This window comes from Maricaulis salignorans, from assembly GCF_900103475.1.
GTDB classification, from domain to species: Bacteria; Pseudomonadota; Alphaproteobacteria; order Caulobacterales; family Maricaulaceae; genus Maricaulis; species Maricaulis salignorans.
On the sequence record NZ_FNHG01000003.1, the window covers coordinates 33467 to 53133 of the forward strand.

A 19667-nucleotide genomic window follows, 5' to 3' on the forward strand; every position below is an offset into this window, starting at 1 on the left:
TGGCGGGCTAATTCTATCCCGAACAGATCGGCCCCATGGGCCAGGAGATAGATTATGCGCGCACTTCAACTGATCGCTTTGGCCGCGGTGGCTGCGACATTCAATGTCGCAGCTGCCCAGCCGGTCCGCCAGACCGTCAATGACTGGCAGGACGCGTTCCGTCAGCTGGAAGGTGAGGACTGGCCAACGCCCAACCGCGAGCGCCGCGCGACCGGCGCACCCGGGCCGGAATACTGGCAGCAGCAGGTCGATTACGATATCCGCATCCATCTCGACGAACGCGAGAAGGTCCTGACCGGATCGGCCGCCATCAGCTACACGAATAATGCACCGGATACGCTCGATTTTCTCTGGTTCCAGCTGGACCAGAACCGGTTCCGTCCCGACTCGATTTCAGTGATGACCGAAACCATTGGCGGCGGTGGCCGCTCGGCCGGCCGCGTCGGTGGCGCGACGCCCGATGGCATCAGCAGTGCCGCCCTGCGCCGGCGTCACCGGATCGAACAGGACGGCTATGGCTATAATATCCGTTCGGTGACGGACGCCGATGGCAATGCTGTCTCCTTCACCATCGTCGACACTCTGATGCGTGTTGATCTCGACGATGTGCTGGAAACCGGAGATTCGGTGATCCTCAATGTTGAATGGGATTACCGCCTGATCGAGGCGAGTGTCGTTGGTGGCCGTGCCGGCTGGGAATGCTTCGAGGAAACCGAAACAACGGGCGCGGATTGCATCTATCAGATCGCGCAATGGTTCCCGCGGGCCGCGGCCTTCTCTGACTATGAGGGCTGGCACAACAAGGCCTTCCTCGGCCGCGGCGAATTCACCCTGGAATTTGGCGATTATGATGTCGCGATCACCGTCCCGCAGGATTTCCTGGTCGCCGCCACCGGCGAGCTTCAGAATCCGGAAGACGTGCTCACCCAGGCCCAGCGCGACCGGATTGAACAGGCCCGCACTGCCAGCGATCCGGTTTTCATCCAGACACCGGCTGAGGCCCGCGCCAATGAGCGCCGCGGGACACGCTCCGAGGCGACCTGGCGTTTCCGCGCCGAGAATGTCCGGGATTTTGCCTGGGCCGGTTCGCGCAAATTCATCTGGGATGCGATGGGGGTCAGCCAGGAAGGCGAGGGCGAGGCGCCTGATACCGTGATGGCGATGTCCTTCTACCCCAATGAGGCCGAACCGCTCTGGTCCGCTTTCTCGACCCGTGCCGTGGCGCATACGCTCGAGGTCTATTCCGACTTCTCCTTCCCCTACCCCTATCCGGTGGCGCAATCGATCGCCGGGGCCCAGGGCGGAATGGAATACCCGATGATCACCTTCAATGGCGGCCAGTTCACCGGTCGCCCGGTGGTCGATGAGGACGGCAATCTGACCTATTCGCGCGTCCAGAAGCGCGGCCTGATCGGCGTCATCATCCACGAGATCGGCCACATCTATTTCCCGATGACGGTCAATTCCGACGAGCGGCAATGGACCTGGATGGACGAAGGGCTCAACACCTTCCTGCAATACCAGGCCGAGCAGCAATGGGAGGCCGGCTTCCCCTCGCGCCGCGGCGCCCCGCACCTGGCCGCCGACTACATGACCTCGACGGGCCAGGTCCCGATCATGACCCAGGCGGATTCGGTGCTGGAAGTGGGCAATAATGCCTATGGCAAGCCGGCCACCGCGCTGGTGGTGCTGCGCGAGACGATTCTCGGGCGCGAATTGTTCGACGAAGCCTTTCGCACCTATGCCCGCCGCTGGCGCTTCAAACGCCCGACGCCGTATGATTTCTTCCGCACGATGGAAGAAGTCTCCGGCGTGGATCTCGACTGGTTCTGGCGTGGCTGGTTCTACTCCACAGACCATGTCGACATCTCGCTCGACCGGGTGATCGAAGGCACGCTCGACACGGGCAACCCGGTCATCGAGAACGCCCGCGAGCGCGCCGAAATCACAGCCGAGCCGGAAAACCTCACCCGGCGCCGCAATCGTGAAGCAGGCATGACGACCTATGCCAGCGAGCACCCTGAAGTCGTGGAATTCTATTCTGCCAATGATGCCCAGACCGTCACCGCCCGCCAACGCGAGGCCTATGCGACCTATCGCGCAGACCTGGAGGATTGGGAGGCCGAGCTTCTGACCGGAAATGAGCGCGTCTATTATCTCGACTTCACCAATCAGGGCGGCGTCGTGATGCCGATCATCCTGGAATTCACCTTCGCCAATGGCAGCACGGAAATCGTCCGCATCCCGGCCGAAGTCTGGCGCTATGATCCGCGTCACGTCACCTGGACCTATCTGACCTCGCGTGAAGTGGTCTCCGTCGAGCTCGATCCACTGTTGGAAACGGCTGATGCCGACCGGTCGGACAATTACTTCCCGCCACGCATCGAACCGACCCGGCTTGAGCTTTACCGCGCAACGCCGCAGGGCTCGAACATGATGGCCGACCAGGATCAACGCGTAACGCGCGATTCGATCCGGGCGCGGCCGGAATAGCCATGGACGCTTTGATCCGCGGGTTCGCATGCGCTATCGCTGGAGCTTGCCTGATGGCAACGCCGGCGGCGGCGCACCGGGTGCATGCCGGCGTCACCGACGTTGTCATTTCGGCCGCCACGGGTGAGTTGCAGATCAGTCACCGCATCTATGGCCATGATCTGCTTGAGGCCCTCGGAGCGGACGTCGTGGACGAAGAGGCCTGGTATGCCTCCGCTGAAGGTCTTGCCGCGACAGGTCGCTATGCGCAGACCCGCTTTCGTATCGGGGAGGGCGATGGCCGCCTGCTCGAGCCGGTCTATGTCGGTGCGGAGCTCGATGGGGAGTTGCTGTGGATCTATTTCGCCGCCCAGGCCCCGGCCGACACCTCGGCCTTTGTGGTCGATAATGACTTGCTTGCCGATGCCTTCGAGGATCAGGTGATGATGACGAATATCACGATTGATAGCATCGTCAGGACGGCCATGCAGGGGCCAGGCCGGCGCGAACCCGTCCGTCTGCGGTTCTCCACAGACTAGGCGGCGAGATCCAGCGCCCCGACCTCGCCGACCACGACGCGGTTGCGGCCCGTGGTCTTGGCCTTGTAGAGGGCGCGGTCGGCAGCGCGATAGAGCTGGGCGAAATCGAGGTGCGCCCCAGACTTGGCGAGGACACAGCCGACCGAGACGGTCAGGTCGATCTCACGTTCGCCGAACCGGGTCCGGTGGATCTCGATCGCGAGCCGCAAACGGTTGGCCGCCATGACCAGTTCGGCCGCATCTCCGACATCGAAAATGACCGCAAACTCCTCGCCGCCGACACGCGCCAGGAAATCATGGGGCCGCACGGCGTCAGTCGCGACGCTGGCGAGGTGCCGCAGCACCGCATCGCCGGCATCATGGCCATGCGTGTCATTGATTTTCTTGAAGTAATCGACATCGAAAATCGCCAGCGCGAAGAGTTGATCCTGCTTCCGCGATGAGCGCAGCCGGTGTGTGATCTCCTGCTCGAAAGCACGCCGATTGGGCAATTCGGTAAGCGCATCGCGATGCGCGAGACGTTCCAGCCGCGCCTGGGATTGGCCGGCGCTGAGCAGGAGATAGCCGAAAATGGCCGTGCATTCCGATGCCATCAAGCCAAGCATGGCGAGCGGCATGACCGGCGTTTGGTCATAAAAATTGGTCACATCGGGCTGGGTCAGCAATTGCCAGATGATCAGTCCCGACATCAATGCAATCGTGCTGCCCAGCGAGGATGCGAGCACGAGGATGCTTGCCAGTCCGTCCCGACGGGCGATGAAATAAAGCCGTGTCAGGGTCAATAGATTGGCCAGTTGCAGGGTGACCGCGAAGGCGATGACGCGCATCGTGACGGAATTCTCGACCACCGCATACCAGCTCAAACTGGCGACCGCGAAGCTCCCGAGTGCAATATAGAAGGCGGGCGGGAAGGGGCGTTCGGCAAACTTGGCTGTCCCGTAGACCAGCATCAAACTCCCCGTCAGCGATACCATGTTGATCGTCACGATCCAGAAGGGAATATGGACCGCCAGGCTGTTTTCCCAGAATGACAGGGTCAGTCCCGTAGTGTGGACAGCGAGGCCCAGCGCCCACCATTTCACGCCGGCGCTCTCGCGATGGATACGCCAGTTCACGACGTGGAGCGCGCATCCGATCACCAGGATCAGGATCAAGGCTGTAGCGAGGGATTTGGTATCAAGCATCCGGCGAGTATCACGCCGCAACGGTGAATATCGGGTAGACAGCCCGCATCCTGCCGCACTGAAATGCCACCCTAATTGAAGATAGCGTTAATACCGTCACAACGCTGCCGGTTAGGCCGCCATAGACACCGGTTCGACTTCGCCGACGACAACCCGGTTGCGGCCCGTTCCCTTGGCGCTGTAGAGCGCCTGGTCGGCCGCACGGTAAAGATTGCTGAAGTCGAGACCGTTCTCTGAGCGGGCCAGGACAGCGCCGACCGAGACCGTTACCGCGATGGCCGTCTCGTTGATCCGCGCGTGATTGATCTCGATCGCCAGCCGCAGGCGGTTGGCCGCCGTCACGAGTTCTGCGGCGTCCTCGACATCGAAAATCACCGCGAACTCTTCGCCGCCGACCCGGGCGAGAAAATCATGGGGCCGGACGGCCGCGGTCGCGACACGGCCGAGATGGCGCAGCACCGCGTCACCGGCGTCATGGCCGTGAGTGTCATTGATTTGCTTGAAGTGATCGACATCGAAAATGGCCAGGGCGATCAGCCTGTCCGTCTTGCGCACCGATGCGAGGCGCTGGGTGACCGTGCGCTCGAATGCCCGCCGATTGGGCAGGCCAGTGAGGGGGTCGCTCAGTGCCAGTTGCTCGAGGCGCGCCTGTGAATAGCCCGAACTGAGCAGGAGATAGCCAAATATCATCGTCGTCTTGCAGGCGATCAGGGTGAGGAGTGCCAGCACGAGCACGTCACTATTGGCGTACAGGCCAGCGATCTCCGGCTGGGATACGAGCTGCCAGGTGATGAGGCTGCCCATCAAGACGAAGAGGCTGACCACCGATGCTGCCAGCACCACCACGCCCATCGCACCATCCCGGCGGGCGATATAGCCCAGTCGCGACAGGATCAGACTATTGCTGATCAACTGAACAAGACCGAAAACGCCGAGCCGCGTCGTTGCCGACGGTTCGATCAAGGTCGCCCAGCCAATGCCCACCACGATCAGGACACCCAGTGCGGTATAGACGGCGCGTGGCAGGGCGTGGCCGGAAAAGCAGGCCGTTCCATAGACCAGCATCACCATGCCGCTGAGGGCGAGGACATTGAAGAGCATCAGGAGAGGCATGATGGGGGCGCCACCGGCATTGGCGACTGCGGTAGCAATGGCTCCGCAGGTTTGAACGCAAAGCCCGAGCGCCCACCATTTCGCACCCGGATTGTCGCGATGCATGCGCCAGTTCACCAGGTGCAACCCGCTCCCGATAATCAGGATCAGGATCAGAGCGGTGGAGAGGGTCTTGGTATCAAGCATGACGCAATGTCGCACCGAATGATGAATGCCCGGTAAGCAAGATGTCAAAATAGTGTCGCAAGCCATTGAGTTGACGTGCTAAATTGCGATTTTGTTAACTTTCGTCGCACACCGATTTCTGTCGCAGACTGCGGGCAGGACGGATGCTTGGCGCAGAAGGCCTGGGGAAACCGCAGGCTCGGCTTGATCACGTCGGCGCTCCGGCTTACATGGCGGGCATGGCCAATCTGATCGACAACACCGTGCCTTCCGGCACACCGTCCACCGCGTCCTCCAGCGCGACCGAAGCGCGTGCAGCGCGGCATCCGGAAAAGCAGAAGCGCGCCGATACGCCGGTTCTGCGCAAGCCGGACTGGATCCGCGTGCGGGCGCCATTGGGCAAGGTGTTTGCCGAGACCCAGAAGATTGTCACCGAAGGTGAACTGGTCACGGTGTGCCAGGAAGCCGGTTGTCCGAATATCGGTGAATGCTGGGAGCAAAAACACGCGACCTTCATGATCCTCGGCGATACCTGCACCCGCGCCTGCTCCTTCTGCAATGTGAAAACGGGGCTGCCCGGGCCCGTCGATGCCGACGAGCCGCGCCGCGTTGCCGAGGCCGTCGCCAAGATGGGGCTGAAGCATGTCGTCATCACCTCGGTTGATCGCGATGATCTCGCCGATGGTGGCGCTCAGCACTTCGTCGAGGTGATCGAGGCGATCCGCACCATAGCGCCAGGCACCACGATCGAGATCCTGACCCCGGATTTCCTGCGCAAGCCTGGTGCGGCGGAAGCGGTGATCGACGCCAAGCCGGACGTATTCAACCATAATCTGGAAACCGTGCCGCGCCTCTATCTGTCGATCCGTCCTGGCGCGCGCTATTTCCATTCCCTGCGTCTGCTGGAACGTGTGAAAGATCGCGATCCGGAGCAATTCACCAAATCCGGCATCATGGTCGGCCTCGGCGAGGGCAAGGAAGAAGTGATGCAGGTCATGGACGATATGCGCTCGGCCGGCATCGATTTTCTCACCATCGGTCAATATCTGCAGCCAACGCGCAAACACGCCGCCGTGGAACGTTTCGTCACGCCGGAAGAATTCAAGGCCTATGAGACAATTGCCCGGGCCAAGGGATTTTTGATGGTCTCCGCCACGCCGCTGACGCGCTCGAGCCATCATGCCGGTGAGGATTTTGCCCGTTTGCGCGCCGCGCGGGAAGCGTCACTGGGCCGCGTGTGACTGTCTCGCTGACCGAGACCTTGCGCCTGTTCCATGACGCCGGCGATTTGTTCGAACTCGTCTCGGATGTCCGCCGTTATCCCGATTTCATTCACCAGATCACCGCGATGCGGGTTCTGAAGGAAAGCCGGGACGGTGCCGTCACCCGGCTGACTGCCGAGGCGCGGATTCGCTATAAATTTGTCACCGAACGCTTCACCAGTGCGGTGAGGGCGGATGCCGATGCCCGCACGATTGATGTCGGTTTTGTCGCCGGGCCCTTCCGCGTGCTGGAGAATAACTGGCGATTCTATCCGCTGTCGGATGGCTCAACCCTGGTGAAATTTCACATCAAGGCAGCCTTCAGGAATGTTGTCCTGCAGATGCTGCTCGATAGCCAGCGCGACCGCGCCGCGCATATCCTGATCAAACGTTTTTCCGACGAGGCCGAGCGGCGCTTCGCCTCAGTCGGCGATCCTCGTCTCGACCTCAGCGATGAGATCGACGCCCTCACTAAATAGCGCCAGCGCGGTTTCAACTGCGGCGAGCCGCACATTGTTGCGGCCGCGATCACCAAGCCGTTTGCACACGACGCGAACCGGATGGTCCCGCAGGGCCAGGCCGAAATAGACCAGGCCGGCCGGTTTGCGCGCCGAGCCGCCGGGGCCGGCAATGCCGGTGATCGATACCGCGATATCGGCGTTGGACTTGAGCAGGCATTGCGTCGCCATACGGCTGGCGACCTCCGCCGAGACGGCACCATGGGCCGCGATGATGGCGGCGGGAATGCCGAGCAATTCGGTCTTGGATTCATTGCTATAGGTGACGAAGCCACGCTCAAACACGTCTGAGGCCCCGGCAATACTGGTCAGCAGACCGGCGACCAGCCCGCCGGTGCAGCTCTCCGCTGTTGCCATGATGACTCCGGCTGTGCGGGCATGGTCGAGGACGTCTTCGGCCCTGCGGGTGAGTGGTTCGGAAAACATCAGATCATCCTCGCTGACACAATGGCCTGGGCGGCCAGACCTTCACCGCGGCCGGTGAAGCCGAGCCGCTCTGTCGTCGTTGCCTTGATATTGACCCGTCGGGCCTGAAGGCCCAGCAATTGCGCCACCCGTTGGCGCATTGCATCCCGGTGCGGGCCAATTTTGGGGCGTTCGCCTATCAGGGTGATGTCCGCATGCAAAAGCGTTCCACCGGCCTGGCGCAATAATTCAACCGCATGGCTGACGAATTGGTGCGATGCGGCACCTTTCCAGCGTGCATCGCTCGGGCTGAAATGCTGGCCGATATCGCCTTCGCCCGCCGCGCCGAGAATGGCGTCGGTCAGGGCGTGCAGGCCGACATCGGCGTCGGAATGCCCGACCAGGCCGAGCCCGTCGCGAATTTCGATGCCGCACAGCATCATGGAGTCCGCCGCTTCAAGGCGATGAACATCGAAGCCCTGACCGGTGACGGTGATCGCAGTATTCGGATTCAACATCGCTTCGGCCCGCTCAAAATCGTCTGGAGTGGTCAGTTTGAAATTCCCGGCCTCACCGGGGAGAGTTTGGACCGGCTGGCCTGCGGCCATCGCCACGGCTGCATCATCGGGCAGGGCGGTCTCGCCCAGTGCGCGATAGGCCTGCATCAGGGGCGCGTAGTGAAAGGCCTGCGGCGTCTGTGCGCCAGCATATTCGGCGCGATCCACGGCCGCGATCATCCGGCCCTGGCTATCCCGGCGGATCATGGCATCCACGCCGGGGGTCACCGGGATCACGGCGCCATGGACTGCCAGCGCCTCTGCGATCCGGCCGATCAGCGCTGCGCTGATAAAGGGCCTCGCCGCGTCGTGGATCATCACCGCATCGGGGGCGTGGTGTTCCAGCGCCTGAAGCCCGGCGCGAACGGAGGCCGTGCGTGTCGCGCCGCCTGTCACGGTTTCCACCGGGCCGGGCAGGAGCGAAGCAAGCTCTTCAAATCGCTCACCATCCTGGTCCCCGATCACGGCGATCACGGGCCCGATGGCGGGATGGGACAGGAAGGCATCCAGCGTGCGCGCCAGCACCGAACGCCCGCCGATTTCGCGGTATTGCTTGGGAATTTCCCCGCCCGCGCGGGTGCCGCGGCCGGCGGCTACGATAATGGCACCGATTTTCATATACAGGCCTCGTCCATTGCCGCAGCGCAGCAAGATCGCTAGCTTGCCCGGCTTACGCTGCAACCGGTTGAATTGTCCAGACGCATGAGTTTCTTCATCGGCCCCCATGAGATCGCGATTCCGGCGGTTCTGGCACCCATGTCCGGTGTGACGGATCTGCCCTTTCGCCGCCAGGCCCAGCGTTTCGGTGCCGGTATGGTGGTGTCGGAAATGGTCGCCAGTGACGCGCTGGCGCGCGGCCGGATCGATATGGTGCGCAAGGCAGCTGCCGATGCGAGCCTTGCGCCGCGGGTGATCCAGCTGGCCGGGCGTCAGGCGGAGTGGATGGCTGAAGGCGCCCGCATTGCGCAGGCGGCCGGTGCCGATATTGTCGATATCAATATGGGCTGTCCGGCCCGGCAGGTGACCAAGGGTTTGTCCGGCTCGGCCCTGATGCGCGATCTTGACCATGCCATGACGCTGATCGATGCGACGCTGGCAGCGGTCACCATTCCGGTGACCCTGAAAATGCGCCTCGGCTGGGATCATGACTGCCTCAATGCGCCGGAACTGGCGCGGCGGGCTGTCGATGCCGGGGTTGCGATGATCACCGTGCATGGCCGCACGCGGCAGCAATTCTACACCGGTCAGGCCGACTGGAGCGCGGTGCGCGCCGTGCGCGATGCGGTGCAGGTTCCTCTGCTGGTCAATGGCGATATCGCGACCCTTGAACAGGCCGGTGAGGCGCTCACCCGGTCGGGCGCGGATGGCGTGATGGTCGGGCGGGCAGCGCAGGGACGCCCCTGGCTGGTCGGCGAGATCGGTGCGGGGCTGCTCACTGGCACCATGCCGGTCACACCCTGGGCGACCAAGGTGGAGGCGCTGATGGAACAGGCTGCCGAAGCGTATGAATTCTACGGCGAAGCCCTGGGCGTACGGATGATGCGCAAGCATTTCGCCTCTTTCCTCGAATTCGATGGCGGCCATATGGCCCCGGAGGGCCTGACCGCCATCCGCGATGTGCTGTGCCGATCCAGGGAGCCCGCCGCCATCCGCGACGCGCTTCACCGCCTGCTGGAGCATGAACCCGGCCGCCGGATCGCGGCATGACAGGCCCGGCGCGCAGCGCGGCGGACTGGGCGCTCGGCGCGGCGGAACAGGCCGCTATCCCGATTATCGTCTTCACCGCCGAGCCACGTCTGGCCTGGGCCAACCAGCCGGCACAGGAATGGTTTGGCCTCTCGCTTCGCACCCTGCAACGCGCCGACCTGCGTCTGGCTTTCCCGGGTAGCGGGCGTCTGCTGGATTGCGTCGCACAGGCCGCCGCCGACCGCCGGACGGTTGTCGCATTGGGCGAGGGGCTTGGGGCCAATGGCGTCAGTGATCTGCACGCTTGCTGGTCGGAAGAGCTTGAGATGGTGACGCTTTCGATATTGCCGCATTGCGAGACCGGACCGCGCGCGTCGCAAGCCGCCGCGCTCGGATTTGGCCGCATGCTGGCGCATGAGCTGAAGAACCCGTTGGCCAGTGTGCGCGGCGCGGCCCAGCTGATCGAGCGGGAAACGGACCTTGACGCCACGGCTGAACTGGCGCGCATTATCATCCAGGATGTCGACCGCATCACCCGCCTGGCCGATCACTGGAGCGGGGTTGGCGATATCCAGCTCGGAGCCCTGTCTCTGGTCAATCCCAATCGTCTGGCCCTGACGGCGATCGAGAGTCTGGTGCGGGCCAATCCGGCCGCGGCCGGGATGATCGAGGAGCGTTTTGACCCATCCTTGCCGGACGCCTGGGGCGATGCCGATCTGCTGCATCAGACGGTGGTCAATCTGCTGCAGAATGCCCTCGACGCGGTCGCAGGCCTCAACGAGCCGAAAATCACGATCACGACCCGCTTCGATACCGGGCCGCGCAGTCGCAATGGCGATGTCGCCGCACCGCTTTTGCTCTCGGTGACGGATAATGGCGCCGGAATTCTGGCCTCGCTCGGCAGCGGGATCTTTACACCTTTCGTCACCACCAAGCCGGCCGGCGAAGGTTTGGGGCTGGCCTTTTCCGCTCGCATCACAGCCTTGCATGACGGGCAGCTCGATTATGACAGTGCGCCCGGCCGCACCGTCTTCAACCTGCGTCTGCCGATCTCCAGGGGAGAGTTGACATGAGTGCCCGCATCCTGCTGCTCGAAGATGATGAGAGCCTCAAACTCATCCTGTCGCGGGCCCTCAGTTCGGCCGGCTATCAGGTACGGGCCACGGCCTCGATTGATGCCGTACTCAACTGGGTTCGCGCCGGCGAGGGCGATCTTCTGCTCGCCGACGTCCTGCTTGATGGCACCAGCTTCCTGGAGAGCCTGGGGATGGTGAAGCGGCTGCGGGCCGATCTGCCGGTTATCGTCATGAGTGCCCAGACCACGGCGAGTACGGCGATCAGCGCCGAAAAGGGCGGCGTGTTCGAATACCTCCCCAAACCCTTTGATCTGGATCTGATGCTGACCACGATAGCCTCGGCGCTCGGTGATAGCCGCCGCCGTCAGCCAGACGGGAATTTGGCGGAGCCGACGGGACTGATCGGCCAGTCTTCGGCGATGCAGGCCACCTTCAAGGCCATTGGTCGCGCCGCGACGAGTGGCGCGCATGTGATGATCAGTGGTGAGGCCGGAACCGGGAAACGCCAGGCGGCCAATGCCCTCCTGCGGGCGCGCGGCGTGAAGCCCGACGATGTCGCGCTGATCACGCCATCTCATCGGACCGAGGAAATTTTCAAATCGACGGCGGCAGCCGCACAATTGCTCTGGCTGCGGCTCGACGAATGGTCGCCGCAGCAGCAACGTGCCGCACGCGATGCGCTGGATACGGGCACGGGCCGCGTGATCGCGACACTTTCCACGCCCGGGAGTGCAGCGCTCGACAGTCGTCTGCTGGGCCGGTTGTCGGAATGCGTGGTGACCTTGCCGCCCCTGCGCGAACGGCCCAGCGATATCCCGGTCCTGTGCGACGCCTTCCTGAGTGAGTTCGCCGCGCGCGACAGCCAGGTGACACTGCAATTATCACCGCCGGCTCGGGCCTTGATCGACAAGGCTGACTGGCCCGGCAATGTCGTGGAATTGCGGGCCGTTCTCTCGCGCCTCTCCCTCTCCACCAGGGGGCGGTTGGCGGGTCCCGACGATGTCGCCCGCGCGATGATGCACGATCAACCCGATCAGAAGGATGAGTTGGAAGCGCATGCCTCCCGTCTGGCCAGCGCTGCACTGGGCGCGCCGGACGCACGCCAGCTGGCGAGCGATGCGCTGGATCGCGCCCTGCTGGAGCAGGCGCTGGCCCGATCCGAGGGCAATCGATCGAAGGCCGCCGAAATGCTTGGGGTCAACCGCAATACCCTGGCCCGGCGTCTGACCGAGTTGAGCGGGAAATCCTGAGGTTTGTGGCTGCTGCGGCACGGGTGTTGATTTGATGCAACATGCGGGCAATGATGCCCGGCTTGCCAAGGAAGATATGGTTGAACAAATTGCCGTCCGGACCATTGATCACAAACGTATCGCCACGCTCTGCTGCGCTCTTTGGCATTGGCTTCCTGTTGTCATTGACGGTGGTGGTTCTGACCGCGATCGCGATTCTCGGCGATGGCGCTGTCCTCGAGCCCGGTGATCGCCTGACCCTGGCCATCCTGGTCGGCAATTGCCTGCTTCTCTTCGCACTCGCTTCGGTCGTCTTTATTCGCCTGCGCCGACGGATGCGGGGGCGGCGGTTTGGCGAACCGGCTCCGCGCCTGCACTTGCGCTTCGTCGGTCTGTTTTCCCTGGCCGCGACGGCGCCGGCGATTTTCGCGGCCATGTTCCTCGGGCTGATCCTGACGCGCGGCGTGGAATACTGGTTTGGCGAACAGGTCAGCAGTTTTGTCGATACCGCCTCACGCACGGCCCAGGACGTCTATTACCAGGAAGCCAATGTGACCCGCTCGCGGCTGACCGCATTGGTCAGCGCGATCGATAATGAGGAAGCGGCGACGCTCTTCACCTCAAGCCGGATTCAATACAATACGATTTTCGCCAGCTATGTGGCGCGCGCCCAACTCGCCGCCGCCTATATCGTGGACGCCCGCGGCGCCCGGATGGCCGAAGCCGAATTCAGACCGAATGAAGTCTATATCCCGCCGACGCCGGATCTGTATGAGCGTGCCGAGGAGGGCGGTGTCGGAACCACCGGGCCCCTGTTTGCAACGCGCGCCGGGATTGAAGGCAGTGCCGACGCGATGCGGATGCTGTTCCGGCTGGAGAATTATGAAGGCGCCTATCTCTACGTCTCCCGCGAGATGGATATGAGCCTGTGGCGCGATATTCTCAATGCCAGCGACTCCCTTCGCACGGTGCGTGAGCATGAGGGCGAGGCCCGCGTCGTCTTCTTCCTGCTCTATGCCGAAGTGGTGGCACTGATCGTGATCGGTTCGCTCTGGCTGGCCCTGTCTGCAGCGACCCGCGTGGTCACCCCGATTTCAAGGCTGGTGGCCGCCGCGGAACGTGTGCGCCGCGGCGATCTGGATGCCCGCGTCCAGATGGGCCGTGAGGATGACGAGATCTCCGCCCTTGGCCGCGCCTTCAACCGGATGACCCGGCAATTGCGCAGCCAGCGCCGCGAGCTGATCGCTTCCCACGCAGAGTCCGAGCAGAGGCGCGCCTTCACCGAAGCTGTGCTGGCAGGTGTCAGCGCCGGCGTGTTGGGAATCGATGGCGAAAACCGGGTCCGATTGATCAACCGCTCCGCTGTCGCCCATCTCGATCCGGGCACAGACGACCTGGTCGGAGCCCGAATTGAGGACATTGCCCCGGAGCTGAGCGAAATTGTCGCCCAGGCCCGTCGTCGACCGGGTTATGTTGCTGAAGCTCAGATTGATCTGAAGACGGCTGACGAGCAGATGCGCTATCTGTCGGCGCGCGCGACAATGGATGAAGAGGCCGGGTTGATCATTACGTTTGACGATGTCACCCGTCTGGTCACCGCCCAGCGCAATGCGGCCTGGCGCGAGGTTGCCCGTCGCATTGCCCATGAAATCAAGAATCCGCTGACCCCGATCCAGCTCTCCGCCGAACGGATCAAGCGCAAGTATCGCAAGGAAATCCTCACGGATGTCGAGACGTTCGACCGTTGTACCGACACCATTATCCGCCAGGTGAGCGATATCGGCCGCATGGTCGACGAGTTCTCCTCCTTCGCGCGGATGCCGGAGCCGAAAGTGGAGCCGGTGGAAATGAGCGAGCTGACCCAGGCGGCGACCTTCGCCCAGCGCGTCGCGACGCCGTCGGTCGACACCAGTTTCAAGCGCCCTGAGCGACCAATCCACGCCCTGTGTGATGCGCGCCTGTCCAGTCAGGCCCTCGCAAACATCCTCAAGAATGCCGCCGAGAGTGTCATGGCCCGGATGGAGAATGGCGTCGGCGATGACAGCCCGGGCCAGATCCGCGTCTCGCTGCGCGAGGAAGAGGGTTATGCGGTGATCGAGGTCTGCGATAACGGGCTCGGCTGGCCAACGGCCAATCGCGAACGTCTGACCGAGCCCTATATGACGACACGTGAAAAGGGCACCGGCCTCGGCCTCGCCATCGTCAAGCGCGTCATGGAAGACCATAAGGGACGCCTCGAACTGGGCCTGCCGGAAAGCGGGCAGGGCGCTGTTGTTCGGCTGGTTTTCCCGCTGGCCGAGGATTCCACCACAGATTTACCGACGAAGAAGGAGGCCTGACCGATGGCACGTGACATCCTGATTGTGGATGACGAGGCGGATATCCGCGAATTGATCGGCGGCCTGCTGGAAGATGAAGGCTATGAGACGCGTGGCGCGGCCGATTCCGACGGTGCGATGCGCGAATTCCAGGCCCGGCAGCCATCCCTGATCATCCTCGATGTGTGGCTGCAGGGCAGCCGGCTGGACGGTCTTGAATTGCTCGATGAATTTCGCGCGATCGACCCGGATCTGCCGATTGTTGTCATCTCCGGTCACGGTACGATCGAGACAGCCGTCGCGGCAATCCGCAAGGGCGCCTATGATTTCATCGAGAAGCCGTTCAAGAGCGACAAGCTTCTGCTCACCCTGTCGCGGGCGCTGGAAACCAGCCGCCTGCGCACGGAGAACGCACAATTGCGCGCGCGCAGCGATGTCCAGAACGCGCTGATCGGCAATTCCACCGGCATCGTCCAGATGCGCCAATTGATCGAGCGCGTCGGGCCGACCAATAGCCGCGTTCTGATCAAGGGGCCGTCGGGTGCCGGCAAGGAACTCGTGGCGCGGTTGATCCACGAGAAATCGCCGCGTTGCAGCTCGGATTTCGTTGCCGTCAGCGCCCCGGGCATGTCGCCTGAAGCGTTTGACGAGGAATTGTTCGGCCGCGAGAATGAGGACGGCACGATCAAGCGCATCGGTCTGCTCGAACGCGCCCATGGCGGTACGCTCTTCCTCGACGAGATCGCGGACATGCCGCGTGAGACACAATCAAAACTTCTGCGCCTGCTGGTCGAACAGCGTTTCCGGCGCATTGGCGGGACCGCCGATGTCGAGGTCAATGTGCGCGTGATTTCCAGCTCCTCGCAGGAATTGCGCGTCCGGATCGAGGAGGGGAAATTCCGCGAAGACCTCTATCATCGCCTCGCGGTGGTTCCTGTTGTCGTGCCGGCACTGGCCGAGCGGCGTGAGGACATTCCTGAACTGGTCGAGCATTTCGTCACCCGCCTGACGCATTCGGCCGGCTTGCCGCGGCGCAGTTTCGGGGCGGATGTGATGGCCGCGCTTCAAGCCCATGGCTGGCCCGGGAACGTCCGGCAATTGCGTAATAATATCGAGCGCTTGCTCATCCTGGCGACGGGGTCGCAAACCGCACCGATCACGCTGGAATCGCTGCCGTCAGAAGTGGTAACACGGGATTCGGCTGAGGCCGGGTTCGATGCGGAGAAGATGATTGCGCTGTCGCTGCGCGAGGCGCGCGAGAATTTCGAGCGCGAATACCTGCGCGCCCAGATTGACCGTTTCGGCGGCAATATTTCGCGCACGGCGGCCTTTATCGGAATGGAGCGTTCGGCCTTGCATCGCAAGCTCAAATCGCTCAGCGTCGGTGGCAATCCACGGGATGCCGGGACCGGCGGTCAGACGGACAAGACACCATGAAAGCGATCGTATGCGGGGCAGGGCAGGTCGGGGTCGGGATTGCCCGGGCCTTGGCGCGTGAGGGCAACGCGGTCACTGTCGTCGACTGGTCGACATCGCTGATCGACAATGTTGTCACCGAGCTCGATGTCCGCGGTGTTGTCGGTCACGGCTCGCATCCCGACGTGCTCGAGCGCGCCGGCGCGGCGGAAGCCGATCTTCTGGTAGCCGTCACCCATTCCGACGAAACCAATATGGTGGCCTGCCAGGTCGCGCATTCCCTGTTTAATACGCCGATGCGGATTGCCCGCGTGCGGGCGCAGAATTATCTCGACCCGGCCTGGGGGGATTTATTCAGCACCGGCAATCTCCCCGTCGACGTGGTGATTTCGCCCGAACTGGAGGTCGGCCGTGCCATCCTGCAGCGCGTCGAGACACCGGGCGCCTTCAATACGGCGGTTTTTTCCGGCGGACGGGTGCAATTGCTCGGGCTGAGGCTGGATGAGAATTCGCCCGTTGCCGGTTCGACGACCGAGCAATTGATGGAGCTTTTTCCGGACTTGCGGGTCGCCGTGGTTGGCGTGCAGCGCGAACAGACCCTGTTTATTCCCAAGCGCACCGACCCGCTGCTGGCCGGCGATGACGTCTATGTCGTCACCGAGAGCGCGCATGTGAAGCGCGTACTCGATATTTTCGGGCGCAGTGCCGAGAAAATCCGCCGTGTTGTGGTGATCGGCGCCGGCAATATCGGCGTCTATGTCGCCAGGGCGCTGGAACGCGCCGGCGGCATCAAGGTGCGACTGGTCGAGGCCAGCAAGGAGCACGCGGAAGCTGCGGCCGAGCGCCTGAAAAAGACGGTTGTCCTGCATGGTGACGGGCTGGATGCGCGTCTGATGCGCGAGGCCGGCGTGCCCGATGCCGAACTGGTGGTCTGCGTCACCAATGACGACAAGGTCAATATGCTGTCGGCGGTGATGGCCAAGCGGGAAGGGGCGAAGCGGGCGCTCAGCCTGATCAATGAGCGCGCCTTCGAATCCCTGCGTGAACCGCTCGGCATCGACGTTTTGATCGACCCGCGCGCGACGACAGTTTCGATCATCCTGCAGCATATCCGCCGTGGACGGATTACCGGCTTGCAGAGCCTGGGTGGCGGCCTGGCCGAGGCGCTTGAGGGGATTGCCCTGTCGACCTCGCCGCTGGTCGGCAAATCGCTCAACGAGCTGGAGCTGCCCGATGGCGTGGCGCTGGGTGCCGTGGTTCGCGGGGACCGGGTCCTGCTGGCGTGCGATGAAGGCCGGATCCGCGAGAATGACCGGGTCCTTCTGTTCTGCAATACCGCGCTGATTCCCAAGGTTGAGCATCTCTTCCGCGTCAGCCTCGAGTATTTTTAGACGCCATGGCCCTGGCTGCACTCCTCCGGCCACTCGCCGCACTCTGGGTCGCCCTCGGACTCGTCGCCGCACTTGTCGGTCTGGCGGCCTTTGGGCTTGGAGAGCGGCATCTGGCGCCGTTGTTTGGCGCGACCCTGGTGGTCGGTGTGGTTCCCGGATGCCTTATCCTCGCAGCCACACGCAGCATGCCCGTGGGCGCCAGCGCCCTGGATGCCCTCGTGCTCGGCTTGCTGGCCTGGATCACCATCCCGCTGCTGGCCGCGGTGCCGTTTTACCTTTCGGGCTATTTTGATCCGGTCGACTCCCTGTTCGAGGCCTATTCCTCGGTCACGACGACGGGCGCGATCCTGCTGCCGCCCGAAGACCTGCCGCGCTCGCTCGTATTGTGGCGCGCCGTGTTGTCCTGGCTGGGTGGGTTCGCGACGGTCTTGCTGGCGATCGCGGTATTCGCAGCGCTCGACAGCGATATTCCGGCGATCCGCCGCTCAACCCTGCTGACGATCCAGCCCGATGACGTCTTCTCACACCTCCGCCTCGCCGCGACCCGGATTTTTCTTGTGTATGCCGTGCTGACCTCCGTCATCTGGCTGGCGCTCATCCTGACGGGCAATGCGCCCTTTGTCGCCATCACCCTGGCGTTCGGCTCGATTTCCACGGGCGGCTATGCCCCGTTTTCCGGCGGCCTGGATGAGCATCTCGGTGCCGTGTCCATCACCCTTGTGATGCTGGGCTGCCTGGTCGGCGCGGTGAATTTCTCGCTGTATTGGGACGCATTGCGCGACCGCAAGGCCTGGCTCGATATCGATCTGGCGGGGATCGCCATTCTCGTCACCGTGCTGGCTGCCTTTTTCATCATCGCCAGCCCGGGGCATTTATTGCAGAACCTAGCCCGCTCGGTATTCGTCGTCACCACAAGTGGCTATGCCTATGGCACGGCGGCGATGCCGGTGCTGGTGGCGGCGATCTTCATCGCCATGATTGGCGGTGCCGCCGGATCGACCACGGGCGGCATCAAGATTTCGCGGATCATGCTGTTGTGGCGGCGCATGGACGTCGAGCTGGCGACGCTCGCCGATCCGTCCATTGTCCGCCCGATGAGTTTTCGCGCGCGGCCGGCACCCGACCGGGCGCTGATCGCGATCTGGTCCTATGTCCTGGCCTTCCTGTTTGCGCTGGGCATCGGGACCATCTTGCTGACGCTGAGCGGACTCAATTTCGAGCATGGCTTCATCGCCATGGCGGCGGCGCTGGCGAATGTCGGCCCGCTCTACCAGGAGGCGGCGATCGGCTGGGACTGGGACCGGATGAGCGATGGCGCCAAGCTTGTCCTCATTCCGGCCATGATTCTGGGGCGTTTGGAGGTGCTGGCAGCTCTGGCGGCTGTCTGGGCGCTGTTTATCAGGAAGTGAGCCATTGACGCGTTTTGCCTATGTGAACGGGCGCTACCTGCCCCAGGACGAGGCCTTGATCCATATCGAGGATCGCGGCTTCCAATTCGCCGATGCGATTTATGAGGTGTGGAGCGTGCGCTCGGGCGAATTGCTCGATGCTGACGGGCATTTCGGACGGCTCGAGCGCTCGCTCGCCGAATTACGCATCACCAATCCGAAATCCCGGGCCGGCTATCGGCTGGTGATTGCCGAGCTTCTGCGCCGCAACCGGGTCCGGGATGGTCTGGTCTATCTTCAGGTTTCGCGCGGACGGGCGCGCCGGGACCATGCCTTTCCCGCGGCCCAGACCCGACCGACCGTGGTGATGACCGCCAAACGTCTCGATCCGGCAGCCGCCGACCGGCGTGCGGATCATGGGGTCGCGGTGATCACGCGGCCTGATCAGCGTTGGGCGCGCTGCGACATCAAGACCGTCAATCTCCTGCCCAATGTCCTGGCGAAACAGGCCGCAATCGAAGCCGGCGCGGCTGAGGCCTGGCTGGTGGATGAAGCCGGCAAGGTCACCGAGGGCAGTTCGACCAATGCCTGGATCCTGAATGCCGAGGGGGTGCTGGTAACGCGGCAGGCCGATCACGCCATCCTGCATGGCATTACCCGCTCGACCATCATGAATCGCGCCGCCGCCCTGGGCTATCGTGTGGAGGAAAGGGCCTTTTCCGTTGAGGAGGCGCAAACGGCCCGCGAAGCCTTCATGACGTCAGCGACGACATTTGTGACGGCGATCACCAGTATTGATGGCCGGCCGGTGGGAAATGGGGCGCCTGGATCGGTCGCTATCGCGCTGCGGGAGGCCTATCTGGAATCCCTGTGACCGGGCGATGTTCAAATCAACTCAGCGGCGTGGTTGCGGCCAAGGCCTGGCGCTGTATACGCTGACAGCCGAAT

Annotated in this window: 16 protein-coding genes; 12 read left to right on the forward strand and 4 right to left on the reverse strand. The window is 63.2% G+C overall.

Annotated features, from left to right (window positions below; genetic code table 11):
* Nucleotides 1-54: 54 nt before the first annotated feature.
* The gene (locus BLT42_RS03670) at nt 55-2493 is read left to right on the forward strand and encodes a M1 family metallopeptidase (protein WP_091767072.1); all 2439 of its coding nucleotides are present in this window, start codon (nt 55-57) and stop codon (nt 2491-2493) included.
* Nucleotides 2494-2546: 53 nt separating this feature from the next.
* The gene (locus tag BLT42_RS03675) at nt 2547-3011 is read left to right on the forward strand and encodes a DUF6702 family protein (RefSeq protein ID WP_091767076.1); all 465 of its coding nucleotides are present in this window, start codon (nt 2547-2549) and stop codon (nt 3009-3011) included.
* Here the strand turns inward: BLT42_RS03675 and BLT42_RS03680 are convergent.
* Both BLT42_RS03680 and BLT42_RS03685 read right to left on the reverse strand, forming a co-directional pair.
* Nucleotides 3008-4195 carry a GGDEF domain-containing protein gene (locus BLT42_RS03680; RefSeq protein WP_091767079.1) on the reverse strand — a complete coding sequence of 396 codons (1188 nt, stop codon included), beginning with the start codon at nt 4193-4195 and terminating at the stop codon, nt 3008-3010. The two genes, BLT42_RS03675 and BLT42_RS03680, sit on opposite strands and share 4 nt — an antisense overlap.
* 111 nt (nt 4196-4306) lie before the next feature.
* Nucleotides 4307-5494: a GGDEF domain-containing protein gene (locus tag BLT42_RS03685; RefSeq protein ID WP_176780239.1), complete on the reverse strand. Its 1188-nt coding sequence runs from the start codon at nt 5492-5494 to the stop codon at nt 4307-4309.
* 218 nt (nt 5495-5712) lie between these two features.
* On the opposite strand from BLT42_RS03685, the gene lipA reads away from it, so the two are divergent.
* Nucleotides 5713-6714, forward strand: a complete 1002-nt coding sequence (gene lipA, locus BLT42_RS03690) for a lipoyl synthase (protein ID WP_233342317.1) — start codon at nt 5713-5715, stop codon at nt 6712-6714.
* Nucleotides 6711-7214, forward strand: a complete 504-nt coding sequence (locus BLT42_RS03695) for a type II toxin-antitoxin system RatA family toxin (RefSeq protein ID WP_091767085.1) — start codon at nt 6711-6713, stop codon at nt 7212-7214. The genes lipA and BLT42_RS03695 overlap by 4 nt, the downstream gene beginning before the upstream one ends.
* Here BLT42_RS03695 and BLT42_RS03700 read toward each other — a convergent pair.
* Both BLT42_RS03700 and BLT42_RS03705 read right to left on the reverse strand, forming a co-directional pair.
* Nucleotides 7158-7679, reverse strand: coding sequence for a CinA family protein (locus tag BLT42_RS03700; RefSeq protein ID WP_091767088.1), 522 nt, complete (start codon nt 7677-7679; stop codon nt 7158-7160). The genes BLT42_RS03695 and BLT42_RS03700 overlap by 57 nt on opposite strands.
* A complete protein-coding gene (locus tag BLT42_RS03705; RefSeq protein WP_091767092.1) occupies nt 7679-8833 on the reverse strand; it encodes a bifunctional 2-C-methyl-D-erythritol 4-phosphate cytidylyltransferase/2-C-methyl-D-erythritol 2,4-cyclodiphosphate synthase in 1155 nt (384 codons plus the stop codon). Before BLT42_RS03705 ends, BLT42_RS03700 begins: the two co-directional genes overlap by 1 nt.
* An 84-nt stretch (nt 8834-8917) precedes the next feature.
* Between BLT42_RS03705 and dusB the strand changes: the two genes are divergently transcribed.
* The 8 genes from dusB (at nt 8918) to BLT42_RS03745 (ending at nt 19593) form a co-directional block, all read left to right on the forward strand.
* Nucleotides 8918-9922 (forward strand): tRNA dihydrouridine synthase DusB, encoded by a 1005-nt coding sequence (dusB, locus tag BLT42_RS03710; protein WP_091767095.1) that lies wholly within the window; start codon nt 8918-8920, stop codon nt 9920-9922.
* Nucleotides 9919-10974: a two-component system sensor histidine kinase NtrB gene (locus BLT42_RS03715; RefSeq protein WP_091767098.1), complete on the forward strand. Its 1056-nt coding sequence runs from the start codon at nt 9919-9921 to the stop codon at nt 10972-10974. Before dusB ends, BLT42_RS03715 begins: the two co-directional genes overlap by 4 nt.
* A complete protein-coding gene (locus BLT42_RS03720; protein ID WP_091767101.1) occupies nt 10971-12227 on the forward strand; it encodes a sigma-54-dependent transcriptional regulator in 1257 nt (418 codons plus the stop codon). Before BLT42_RS03715 ends, BLT42_RS03720 begins: the two co-directional genes overlap by 4 nt.
* A 104-nt stretch (nt 12228-12331) precedes the next feature.
* The gene (locus tag BLT42_RS03725; protein ID WP_233342298.1) at nt 12332-14545 is read left to right on the forward strand and encodes a sensor histidine kinase; all 2214 of its coding nucleotides are present in this window, start codon (nt 12332-12334) and stop codon (nt 14543-14545) included.
* Between the two features lie 3 nt (nt 14546-14548).
* Complete coding sequence (ntrX, locus tag BLT42_RS03730) at nt 14549-15961, forward strand: nitrogen assimilation response regulator NtrX (protein WP_091767107.1); 1413 nt, start codon at nt 14549-14551, stop codon at nt 15959-15961.
* The gene (gene trkA, locus BLT42_RS03735; protein WP_091767110.1) at nt 15958-17331 is read left to right on the forward strand and encodes a Trk system potassium transporter TrkA; all 1374 of its coding nucleotides are present in this window, start codon (nt 15958-15960) and stop codon (nt 17329-17331) included. Before ntrX ends, trkA begins: the two co-directional genes overlap by 4 nt.
* Before the next feature lie 5 nt (nt 17332-17336).
* Nucleotides 17337-18740 carry a potassium transporter TrkG gene (locus tag BLT42_RS03740; protein ID WP_091767111.1) on the forward strand — a complete coding sequence of 468 codons (1404 nt, stop codon included), beginning with the start codon at nt 17337-17339 and terminating at the stop codon, nt 18738-18740.
* Between the two features lie 4 nt (nt 18741-18744).
* Complete coding sequence (locus BLT42_RS03745) at nt 18745-19593, forward strand: D-amino-acid transaminase (RefSeq protein WP_091767113.1); 849 nt, start codon at nt 18745-18747, stop codon at nt 19591-19593.
* The last annotated feature ends 74 nt before the right edge of the window (nt 19594-19667 follow it).